Origin of the sequence: Pseudomonas sp. PS01303, from assembly GCF_029959385.1 — a bacterium.
GTDB lineage: Bacteria > Pseudomonadota > Gammaproteobacteria > Pseudomonadales > Pseudomonadaceae > Aquipseudomonas > Aquipseudomonas rustica.
The window spans coordinates 1-10,534 of the sequence record NZ_JASCPK010000176.1 but is presented as its reverse complement, the minus strand read 5'-3'; the positions used below and the strand labels follow the sequence as shown (position 1 = coordinate 10,534).

Sequence of the window (10,534 nt, the reverse complement as noted above, 5' to 3'; positions counted from 1 at the left end):
CACTGAAGCGCTGGTGATTTTGTCACGTAAACTTGCGCGTATTGCATACGCGCTGCTGAAGAGCGAGAAAGCATACGTCAGCAAAACTGCCTAAAAAACGTTGTTCGCAACCATAGAATCTCCCACAATTGGATTGGGTGCGGACAGGCAGATAATTGTTGGTTGTGAGGCCGTCATCGCTAGCAAGCCCGCCACACAGGGATTGAGTACAACCGTAGAAATGGGTCGGCTGTCAGGCCGCCTTCGCGAGCAAGCTCTGCTCCTACAAAAGCATAATCAAAATCAAAAGATCGCAGCCTTCGGCAGCTCCTACACAGGATGAGCGCAAGCTCGGCTGCGGCTTTTGATCTTGCCGTGCTGGCCCCTTCGGAAGGCTGAGTGGAGGGATTTATCCGGGGGTAGGAGCGCAGCGACGTTTGGCGCAGCCAAACACATCGAGAGGAGGTGCAGCGAAGCAAACCGGAGGCGATGCCCCCGGATGAATCCCGTAACGAAGGAACCCCGAGCCCCAGCGAGCGGGCCGAACGCCGGGGCCCAGCGTTTTGGTTACTTTTGGGCGTCTGCAAAAGTGACCCGCTGTAAGAGCGGAACCGTAATCCGCACCCCCCGAAGAACCGGATATACACCCAAAAACCCAAGAGCATGGTCGGCCCAAAGGCCGCCAAGCCACACCAAAAGCGTCAAAGCCGAAAATGCCCAACCATCCCCCGCAACCCAACCCCCAACTGCGCCAGCTCAACACTAGAAGCCGCATTCCCCCGCAAGCCAACGAAGACTGATCCGCACTCGTACGAATACTCGTCACACTGCGATTAATCTCCTCCGCCACCGAACTCTGCTCCTCCGCCGCCGCCGCAATCTGCTGATTCATCTGCTGAATCAACGACACCGCCGCCGCAATACTCCCCAGCGCACTCTCCGTCTGCAGCGCATCACTCACCGCCAGCTTCACCAACTCACCACTGCTCTGAATCTGCTGCACCGACGAATGCGCCGCCGCCCGCAACGCACTGACCAATCGCTCAATCTCCTCGGTCGACTGCTGCGTACGCCGCGCCAACGCACGCACCTCATCCGCCACCACCGCAAAACCCCTGCCCTGCTCCCCGGCACGCGCAGCCTCGATCGCCGCGTTCAACGCCAACAGATTGGTCTGCTCGGCCACACTCTTGATCACCCCCAGCACCGTGCCGATATTCTGAATCTCGGCACTCAGGCTCTCGATGCTGGAACTCGCCGACGTCGCCGAATCCGCCAACTGCTCGATCCGCGCCATGCTCTGCCGCACCACCTGCTGACCACTCTCAACCTTGCTGTCTGCGGTCTGCGCCGCCAACGCGGCCTCTTCGGCATTGCGCGCAACATCATGCACCGTCGCCGTCATCTGATTCATCGCGGTGGCAACCTGCTCGGTTTCCTCCTTCTGACTGCTGACCTCAAGATTGGTCTGCTCAGTCACCGCCGATAGCGATTGCGCCGAACTCGCCAACTGCTCGATACCCGCCTGCAACCCGCTGACAATCGTGCTCAACCCCGCGCCCATCTGCTGCATCGCCAGCATCAACTGGCCAATTTCATCACGACGCGTCACCGGCACTGTCGCACTCAAATCCCCCGCCGCAATCTGCTGCGCCACCTGAATCACACTGCGCAACGGCGCAACGATCAACCGCGTGATCACCCACGCCGCGATCAACCCGACCAACAGCGCCAACGCCGACGAAGCAATAATCAGCAGCGAATTCTTCTTCAGCTCAGCCTGCATCGCGCCGTCTTCAGCGACGTACGCCTGATTGACCCGCTCCACCACTTGCGCGGCCCGCTGATGCAATTGGCCGTAGACGGTTTTTTCCTGCGCCAGCAACCCGGTGTACTCCGCCAGCTTCTCGTTGAACCCGGCAATGTGCCCCGATACTTCATTGAGCACCGTCAGATAACCCTCGTCCTTGACCGTGGACTTCAGCGCCTCGGCCTGCGCCTGAGCCTGCGCGGCCTGCTCGATATTGCCTTTGTCGGCACCGTCGGCATCGCCCTTGCGACTTTGATCCAGACGAACCCGCGCCTCGTTCATCGCCTGCAACATCAGCCGCGACACCTGACTGACCTGACTGGCTTGCTCAATGAATTGCGCACCGTCCTTGCCCTCGGACTCTTTCAGGGTATAGGCGCCGTCGTCCGCCAACCCGGCCTGCAACACATCGAGGTTATTGGCGACGCTGGACACCGACCAACTGGCCATCTCCAGTGCCAGATCCTTGGTCTGGGTCAGCGAAACAAATTCATCGAAGGCCTTGCGATAGGCCTCCAGCGATTGCACGACATCGTTCATCACCGGCACGTTGGCCGCTGATTGCGCCTTGAGCGCGTTGGCTTGAGCAATCAGCCCATCGACGCCTTCACGCAAGGCATCGGCGGTTTTCGGATTGCCGCGCAGCGCATATTCCTGCTCCAGCAGCCGCACATCGAGCAGACCGCTATTGAGCGATGACATCTGTTTGAGCCCATCAAAACGCTGACTGATGGTTTGCAGAGACCAGACGCCAATCGCCGCGACAAGCGCGGTCAACAGCAGCACCAGTGCAAATCCGATACCCAGTTTTTTTGCCATACCGAGGTTGGCAAAACGTCCTTGCACGGCCGAAATCATTGCGCTTAATCCCCTGCCAAAGTCTGTGAACGCAGAGTCGCAACGGCCAACAGGCAGCACAAGTCTCTGGCGTCGGAATAATGGCAAAAAGCTACGTCCGCGTCGTTTTCAGGACACTCGAGGTCGATCCGCACAAGTGTTGCGAAAAAACTGCCGCGCGCGCGGATCACAGGCATGCGCCACATTGATCCGCTGCCAATCGCTGCTTTCGCCACTCGGACTGAACACACTGGACGCCGACAGCAACACACCACTGCGCTGAGCCTGGCGGCACAATCGAACATCATCGGTCTGCGGCGCCCGCGCCCAAATGAACAATCCGCCCGTAGGCTTGCCGAACACCTCCCAATCGGCGTCTTCCAGCAACTGCAATGCGGCGGTGCGATCGGTATTCAGGCGCTGGCGCTGGCGCTGCACCAGTTTTCGATAAGCGCCGCTGGCCATGAGGCTTGCCACAACCGCCTCACTGAAGCTCGAGGCGCCCATGCTGCTGATCATCTTCACTTGCGCCAGACGGGCAATCACCTCAGGTTCGGCGAGGACGAAACCGACCCGTAATGAACTGCTCAGGGTTTTCGAAAAACTGCCGACGTAAATCACCCGTTCATCCAGCGCCGCCAGCCGGGTGCCGTTACCACTGTGTAGATCGGCGTAGACATCGTCTTCGATCAGGCGGACATCATGCAGCCTGCACAAGTACAAAACCTGTTGAGCCGCGGTCGCTGTCAGGCTGGTACCCGTGGGATTGTGGTGATGACTGTTGATGAACATCGCCACCGGGCGAAATTCACGCAGCAATCTTTCAAGCGCGTCGAGATCAGGCCCGGTCGGCGTGCGGCGCACCTCGATCATGTTCACCCCGTGCAGGCGCAGCAGGTTGAACAGCGGCGCGTATCCGGGTGTTTCCACGACCACGCAATCTCCCGCTTGCAACAGGGTGCGCACGATCAAATCCAGTGCATGGCTGGCACCTGCCGTGGTGAGCAATTGCTCTGCAGGCGCATCGATATTGAATATTTTCAGGCGTTTGACGATCTGCTCGCGCAGCGCCGGAAGGCCTGCCGCGCTGCTGTAGTTGAACAGGCTGGCCATGTCCGTGCGGGCAACCTCGCGGATCGCATAGCTCAAGTCATCGGACTCGCGCCAACTCTCGGGCAAGCCGCCGCTGCCCAGTTTCAGTCCGCCAGCAGCGCCGTAGAAGCCACTGCAACCAGCCTCGCCCTCGCCCTGTCCGCACAGCGTCTTGGGTGACGCGGCCACCATGAACCCCGTGCCTTGGCATGAAGCCAGAATCCCCTGCGCGACCAGCCGCTCGCAGGCCTCGGTCACACAGGACTGGCTGAGCAAGTTGCCCCGGGCAATTTGCCGAACCGAGGGCAAACGAGTGGCGGGCGCGACGCCATTCTGCGCGACCCACTCCGTCATTCCATCAACGATTTGCTGCACCACTGGCACCAATGCCTGTCGGTCGATTCTCAATTCCATGAGCGCACAAACTCCTGTCCGTTTTGCTGGCCGCAGTAAATCACAGCCGCCGTCAGGAGGCTGTGCGACAAAGCCGACAAAAGCGCTCGATCTAACTCTTTGATACACATTGCTGGGTGAGGGAGCAGGTTCAGAACGCGGTGACGCCGCCATCTACTGCCAGCGAATGACCGGTGGTGAACGCCGCATCGTCGCTGCACAGGTACAACACGGCGCTGGCGATTTCCTCGACCTTGCCGATGCGGCCGACCGGGTGCATGGCGTTGGCAAACTCGCCTTTCTTCGGGTCGGCCTCGTAGGCGCGACGGAACATGTCGGTGTCGATCACCGCCGGGCACACGGCGTTGACGCGGATTTTCTTCTTGGCGTATTCGATGGCCGCCGATTTGGTCAGGCCGATCACTGCGTGTTTCGACGCCGCATAGATGCTCATCTTCGGCGCTGCGCCAAGACCGGCGACCGAAGCGGTGTTGACGATCGCCCCGCCGCCCTGCGCCAGCAGCAATGGCAACTGGTACTTCATGCACAGCCAGACGCCTTTGACGTTGACGCCGATGATCGCGTCGAACTCGTCCATCGAGCCCTCGGCCAGTTTGCCCTTTTCGATTTCGATCCCGGCATTGTTGAAGGCATAGTCGAGACGGCCGTAGGTATTGATCACCTCGTCCATCAGATTTTTCACTTCGCTCTCGACGGTCACGTTACAGCGGACGAAGGTCGCTTCGCCGCCGGCTGTACGAATCAGCGCCACAGTGCCCTCGCCTCCTGCGGTATCCAGATCGGCGACTACCACTTTCAAGCCTTCGGCGGCGAATGCCTGGGCGGTCGCACGGCCGATGCCGTTGGCCGCGCCTGTGACTACGACAACCTGACCGGAAAACGTCATGCTCATTGTTATGTCCTCGAACGCATAGATGCAGGGGGAATGCTTAGCGTTGCAGCATAGCCACAGCGGTTGGCCGCGCGTCAGCACTATCCAGTGGCTGTTTAGGCACCCATGCGTTGCAGTGATAAAACCGGCCCGGTGATCATCACTGCACTGGATCGACGTGCATTCGCCGCATCAGCCAACCTTGCGGCATCGGCCATGAAGGTCTATCAACAAGGCTTCATTCCGTTCGAGTGCCTGCCATGACCAACCAGACCAATCGCCAGTTCCTGCTCGCCAAACGCCCGGTGGGCGCTGCCACCCGCGAGACCTTCACCTATCAGGAAGTACCGGTCGGCGAGCCGGCGGCGGGCCAGATTCTGGTCAAGAACGAATACCTGTCCCTCGACCCGGCCATGCGTGGCTGGATGAACGAGGGCAAGTCCTACATCCCGCCGGTCGGCATCGGTGAGGTTATGCGCGCACTGGGCGTGGGAAAAGTCGTCGCCTCGAACAATCCGGGATTTGCCGTCGGCGACTACGTTAACGGTGCCATTGGCGTGCAGGATTATTTCCTTGGCGAGCCAAGAGGTTTCTACAAGGTCGATCCGAAACTGGCCCCGCTGCCGGTGTATCTGTCAGCGCTGGGCATGACCGGCATGACCGCCTATTTCGCTTTGCTGGATGTCGGCGCGCCGAAGGCTGGCGACACCGTGGTGTTGTCCGGCGCGGCTGGCGCGGTGGGCAGCATTGCCGGGCAGATCGCCAAGATCAAAGGTTGCCGCGTGGTGGGCATTGCCGGTGGCGCCGACAAGTGCAAATTCCTCATCGATGAGCTGGGTTTCGACGGCGCCATCGATTACAAAAACGAAGACGTGATCGCCGGGCTCAAACGCGAATGCCCGAAAGGCGTGGACGTGTATTTCGATAACGTTGGCGGTGACATTCTCGACGCAGTACTGAGCCGTTTGAACCTGAAAGCGCGGGTAGTGATTTGCGGTGCGATCAGCCAGTACAACAATAAAGAGGCGGTCAAGGGCCCGGCCAATTACCTGTCGCTGCTGGTCAACCGCGCGCGGATGGAGGGTTTTGTGGTGATGGATTACGCGGCGCAGTACGCCATCGCGGCGCAGGAAATGGCCGGCTGGATGGCCAAGGGGCAGCTCAAGAGCAAGGAAGATATCGTCGAAGGTCTGGAGACCTTTCCGGAGACGCTGATGAAATTGTTCAGCGGCGAGAACTTTGGCAAGTTGGTGTTGAAGGTTTAAAGCAGAAGATCAAAAGATCGCAGCGTGCCGCAGCTCCTACAGGTGTTCACATAGCCCTGTAGGAGCTGCCGAAGGCTGCGATCTTTTAGGCGATTTCGGCTACAACCGAAGCCAGCGCCTGAGCCGGATCCGCCGCCTGGCTGATCGGACGGCCAATCACCAGATAGTCGGAACCGGCATCCAGCGCCTGACGCGGGGTCAGAATGCGGCGCTGATCGTCTTGCGCGCTGCCCGCCGGGCGAATCCCCGGGGTCACCAGTTGCAGCGACCGGTGCGCGGTTTTCAGCGCCGTGGCTTCCAGCGCCGAGCACACCAGACCGTCCATGCCAGCCTTCTCGGCCAGTGCAGCTAGACGCAACACTTGCTCTTGCGGCTCGATGTCCAGACCGATACCGGCCAAATCTTCACGTTCCATCGAGGTCAGCACGGTCACGCCGATCAGCAACGGTTGCGGGCCCGTGCGCTTGTCGAGCACTTCACGGCAAGCAGCCATCATGCGCATACCGCCGGAGCAGTGAACGTTGACCATCCACACGCCCATCTCGGCAGCGGCTTTTACGGCCATCGCGGTGGTGTTGGGAATGTCGTGGAATTTCAGGTCGAGGAATACCTCAAAACCCTTGTCACGCAGGGTGCCGACGATTTCTGCGGCACAGCTGGTGAACAATTCCTTGCCCACTTTGACCCGGCACAGTTTCGGGTCCAACTGGTCGGCCAGCTTCAGTGCGGCGTCACGGGTGGGGAAATCCAGGGCGACGATGATAGGAGTCTGGCAGGCGGACATGAATGGGCTCTCAGGCAGGACGAAATCGGCGCGCATTGTAGCGGAACCGGCGGCGGCGCGGCACCCGATGATCGGTAAATCGTCGCGCCAAACGTGATCAGCATAGCGCTCGCTGCTATTGTGTCGACTCCGATACACAGCCGACACGCCAGCAACAAGCACCCACGCTAGCCTCGCCAGCCGCAACACGTCCTTACATCAGCACTTCCCGCCTCACGGCCGGACGCCTATGCTGAAACCACTACCTCGCAGCCCATCTTTGTGGTTGGCGGCCTACCTGGCAGACGAACAGCCTCATGCACAACACCCAAATGACCGCGACTGATGAGCCCAAAGACGACAAACGCTGGAGCATTCGCGCGCTGATCGTCGACGACGATGTGCCGATCCGCGAGCTGATGATCGACTACCTTGCGCGTTTCAACATCCACGCCAGCGGTGTGACCGATGGCGCGGCGATGCGTTTGGCGATGCAGGCCGAACATTTCGACGTGGTGGTGCTCGACCTGATGCTGCCCGGCGAAGACGGTTTGTCGCTGTGCCGCTGGCTGCGCAGCGAATCGGACATCCCGATCCTGATGCTCACCGCGCGCTGCGAGCCGACCGACCGTATCATCGGCCTCGAACTCGGCGCCGATGACTACATGGCCAAGCCGTTCGAACCGCGCGAACTGGTGGCGCGCATTCAGACGATTCTGCGCCGCGTGCGCGACGACCGTACCGAACAGCGTGCGAATATTCGCTTCGACAACTGGCGCCTGAACAGCGTGCTGCGCCAGTTGATCGCCGACGATGGCCTCGTGGTGCCGCTGTCCAACGCCGAATTCCGTTTGCTCTGGGTGTTTATCGAACGTCCGCGCAGAGTGCTCAGCCGCGAACAATTGCTCGACGCCGCGCGCGGTCGCTCGATCGAAGCGTTCGACCGCAGCATCGATTTGCTGGTGTCGCGCCTGCGACAAAAACTCGGCGACGATCCGAAAGCCCCGCAGTTGATCAAAACCGTACGCGGTGAGGGTTACCTGTTCGACGCGCGGGACATCGGCTGATGCGAGCGCGCTTCGACACGCTGTTCGGCCGCCTGTTTGGCATGCTGTTCGTGGCGATCGTCCTGGCGCACTTGCTGGCGTTTGCCTGGTTCCACCACTACGGCCCGCCTCCGCCGCCGCCACCGCCGGAATTTTCCGAGGGCGTCGACGGCCAGCGTCCGCCGATGGATCCGCGCTTCGAACCGCGTCCACCGCGCCCATGGTTTGGCGGGCCGTTGGTGCCGCTGACGTTTCAGTTCATCTCGCTGATGATCGCCGCATGGTACGGCGCCAAACTGCTGACCCGACCGATCCAGCGCCTGAGCGACGCCGCCGAACGCCTCAGCGAAAACCTCGACAGCCCGCCGCTCGACGAATCAGGCCCGAAAGAAGCCCGGCAAGCGGCGCACACTTTCAACCTGATGCAACAGCGCATCCGCGAACAGGTGCAGCAACGCGCGCGCATGCTCGGCGCCGTCTCCCACGACCTGCGCACGCCGCTGTCACGCCTGAAACTGCGCCTGGAAAACATCAGCGATGAAAAGCTGCAAGGCCAGATGCGTCAGGATCTCGACGACATGATCGGCATGCTCGACGCCACCCTCACCTACCTGCACGAACAGCGCACCAGCGAAGCCCTGCAACTGATGGACGTGCAGGCGCTGGTCGAATCTTTGTGCGAAAACGCCGAGGATCAGGGCGCCGATGTGCAAGTCAGCGGCCATTGCGCACCGCTGCCGGTGCAACCGATGGCGCTGCGCTCGTGCCTCAACAACCTGATGGACAACGCGCTGCGCTATGCGGGGCAGGCGCGGATCGAACTGGAGGATCAGCGTGAACAACTGCTGATTCGCGTGATCGACCACGGCCCGGGCATCGCCGCCGACAAACGTGAAGCGGTGTTTGAACCGTTCTACCGACTGGAAGGCTCACGCAACCGCAACTCCGGCGGCGTCGGCCTCGGCATGACCATCGCCCGCGAAGCCGCGCAGCGTCTGGGCGGACAGCTGAATCTGGAAGAAACCCCGGGCGGCGGCCTCACCGCCATCATCCGCCTGCCCCGCCCCTGAAAACACCACCATCCCCTTGTAGGAGTGAGCCTGCTCGCGAAAGCGGTGGGTCAGCCAGCAATGTTTTGGACTGACCCACCGCATTCGCGAGCAAGCCTGCTCCCACAGGGTTTAGTGATGTTCTTTTGATCTGTGTACCACCCGGTACAAACCCCACATACCCCCGACAACTTGCGCCCCGACGCTGCATAAGCCGGTACACCCACCGGTTTTCATTCCAGGGAGTGAGTCCAATGATCGGTAGCGTCAGCAACTACACGAGCTATACCAGCACCAGCACCAGCAACACCACCACGCGGAACGCCCGCAGTCAGGAACTGCAAAAAGAACTGTTCGCCAAACTCGACAGCAACGGCGACGGCACCATCAACAGCGACGAACTGAGCAGCGGCCTGACCAGCGCCGGCAGCACCGCCGACAGCAGCGAAATCTTCTCCGCCCTGGACAAAAACAAGGACGGCACCGTCAGCCAGGACGAACTCACCGCCAGCCTGACGCCACCCCCGCCACCGCCACAAATGAACAGCGACGAACTGTTCAGCCAACTCGATGCCGATGGCGACGGCAGCGTCACCGCCACCGAACTGAGCAGCGCGTTGCAAACCAGCGACAGCACCTCAACGAGCAACACCGACACCAGCGCCGCCCTGCTCCAAGTGCTCGATAGCGACAGCAGTGGCGGCGTAAGCAGTGATGAACTGAAAGCCGCTTTACAGGCTGGACGCGAACGCCCGGATGAAGAACAGACGGCTTCGACTCAAAGCACGACAGAAGCGCTGAATCGCATGATCGCCAATTTGAGCAAACAGTACTCGCTCGATAACGCGGCGCCGGTCGGCAAGTATTTGAACGTGGCGACTTGAGCCTGCGACGCAATCTACAGCGGAAAATCAAAAGCCCCTCACCCTAGCCCTCTCCCAGAGGGAGAGGGGACTGACCGCGAGGATTCGGAGAGATACGCCGACGCGGGATACCGAGTTGAACTCGAGTTTGAAGAGCTGAATCAAAAGCCCCTCACCCTAGCCCTCTCCCGGAGGGAGAGGGGACTGATCGGGTGGTTTGGTAGAAGTACGCCGACGTGGGATACCGAGTCGAACACAAATTTTGAAAAGCCCAAAAATCGGCCCCCTCTCCCTCGGGAGAGGGCCGGGGTGAGGGGCGAATCCAACGAAGATCAAAAGATCGCAGCCTTCGGCAGCTCCTACACAGGATGAGCGCAAGCTCGACAAGCTTTTGATTTTGATCTCGGAGCCCGTCGGTAGGCTGAGTGGAGGGATTGATCCGGGGTGGGAGCGCAGCGACCGTTTGGCGCAGCCAAACACATCGAGAGGAGGTGCAGCGAAGCAAACCGTAGGCGATGAACCCCGGATCAATCCCGGAGCGAAGG

8 protein-coding genes and 1 pseudogene are annotated in these 10,534 nt (G+C 60.6%); 5 read left to right on the top strand and 4 right to left on the bottom strand.

Annotated elements, in window-relative coordinates; genetic code table 11:
- Positions 1-680: 680 nt before the first annotated feature.
- The 3 genes and pseudogenes from QMX93_RS27485 to QMX93_RS27475 form a co-directional block, all read right to left on the bottom strand.
- A pseudogene (locus tag QMX93_RS27485) lies at positions 681-2,647 on the bottom strand (methyl-accepting chemotaxis protein).
- A gap of 108 nt (positions 2,648-2,755) precedes the next feature.
- The gene (locus QMX93_RS27480; RefSeq protein ID WP_282358653.1) at positions 2,756-4,132 is read right to left on the bottom strand and encodes a PLP-dependent aminotransferase family protein; all 1,377 of its coding nucleotides are present in this window, start codon (positions 4,130-4,132) and stop codon (positions 2,756-2,758) included.
- Positions 4,133-4,262: 130 nt separating this feature from the next.
- Entirely contained in the window at positions 4,263-5,024 is a 762-nt protein-coding gene (locus tag QMX93_RS27475; protein WP_282358652.1) for an SDR family oxidoreductase, read from the bottom strand.
- 105 nt (positions 5,025-5,129) lie between these two features.
- Here QMX93_RS27475 and QMX93_RS27470 point away from each other — a divergent pair, with 105 nt between their 5' ends.
- Positions 5,130-5,267, top strand: a complete 138-nt coding sequence (locus tag QMX93_RS27470) for a hypothetical protein (protein ID WP_156316174.1) — start codon at positions 5,130-5,132, stop codon at positions 5,265-5,267.
- On the top strand, positions 5,264-6,268 hold the full coding sequence (locus QMX93_RS27465) for an NADP-dependent oxidoreductase (protein WP_282358651.1): 1,005 nt from the start codon (positions 5,264-5,266) through the stop codon (positions 6,266-6,268). The genes QMX93_RS27470 and QMX93_RS27465 overlap by 4 nt, the downstream gene beginning before the upstream one ends.
- A gap of 85 nt (positions 6,269-6,353) precedes the next feature.
- Here QMX93_RS27465 and pyrF read toward each other — a convergent pair whose 3' ends face one another.
- Positions 6,354-7,052 carry an orotidine-5'-phosphate decarboxylase gene (gene pyrF, locus QMX93_RS27460; protein ID WP_282358650.1) on the bottom strand — a complete coding sequence of 233 codons (699 nt, stop codon included), beginning with the start codon at positions 7,050-7,052 and terminating at the stop codon, positions 6,354-6,356.
- Between the two features lie 296 nt (positions 7,053-7,348).
- On the opposite strand from pyrF, the gene QMX93_RS27455 reads away from it, so the two are divergent.
- The 3 genes from QMX93_RS27455 to QMX93_RS27445 all read left to right on the top strand — a co-directional run bounded on the left by QMX93_RS27455 (position 7,349) and on the right by QMX93_RS27445 (position 10,010).
- The gene (locus QMX93_RS27455) at positions 7,349-8,098 is read left to right on the top strand and encodes a response regulator (protein ID WP_053122719.1); all 750 of its coding nucleotides are present in this window, start codon (positions 7,349-7,351) and stop codon (positions 8,096-8,098) included.
- Positions 8,098-9,147: an ATP-binding protein gene (locus QMX93_RS27450; RefSeq protein ID WP_282358649.1), complete on the top strand. Its 1,050-nt coding sequence runs from the start codon at positions 8,098-8,100 to the stop codon at positions 9,145-9,147. Before QMX93_RS27455 ends, QMX93_RS27450 begins: the two co-directional genes overlap by 1 nt.
- A gap of 233 nt (positions 9,148-9,380) precedes the next feature.
- Positions 9,381-10,010, top strand: a complete 630-nt coding sequence (locus tag QMX93_RS27445; protein ID WP_282358648.1) for an EF-hand domain-containing protein — start codon at positions 9,381-9,383, stop codon at positions 10,008-10,010.
- The last annotated feature ends 524 nt before the right edge of the window (positions 10,011-10,534 follow it).

What these genes read in the sequence shown, in the direction of transcription:
- QMX93_RS27480 (WP_282358653.1), bottom strand. Translation starts at nt 4,132, where the DNA reads ATGGAATTGAGAATCGACCGACAGGCATTGGTGCCAGTGGTGCAGCAA.
- pyrF (WP_282358650.1), bottom strand. Translation starts at nt 7,052, where the DNA reads ATGTCCGCCTGCCAGACTCCTATCATCGTCGCCCTGGATTTCCCCACC.
- QMX93_RS27445 (WP_282358648.1), top strand. Translation starts at nt 9,381, where the DNA reads ATGATCGGTAGCGTCAGCAACTACACGAGCTATACCAGCACCAGCACC.
- QMX93_RS27455 (WP_053122719.1), top strand. Translation starts at nt 7,349, where the DNA reads ATGCACAACACCCAAATGACCGCGACTGATGAGCCCAAAGACGACAAA.
- QMX93_RS27450 (WP_282358649.1), top strand. Translation starts at nt 8,098, where the DNA reads ATGCGAGCGCGCTTCGACACGCTGTTCGGCCGCCTGTTTGGCATGCTG.
- QMX93_RS27475 (WP_282358652.1), bottom strand. Translation starts at nt 5,024, where the DNA reads ATGAGCATGACGTTTTCCGGTCAGGTTGTCGTAGTCACAGGCGCGGCC.
- QMX93_RS27470 (WP_156316174.1), top strand. Translation starts at nt 5,130, where the DNA reads ATGCGTTGCAGTGATAAAACCGGCCCGGTGATCATCACTGCACTGGAT.
- QMX93_RS27465 (WP_282358651.1), top strand. Translation starts at nt 5,264, where the DNA reads ATGACCAACCAGACCAATCGCCAGTTCCTGCTCGCCAAACGCCCGGTG.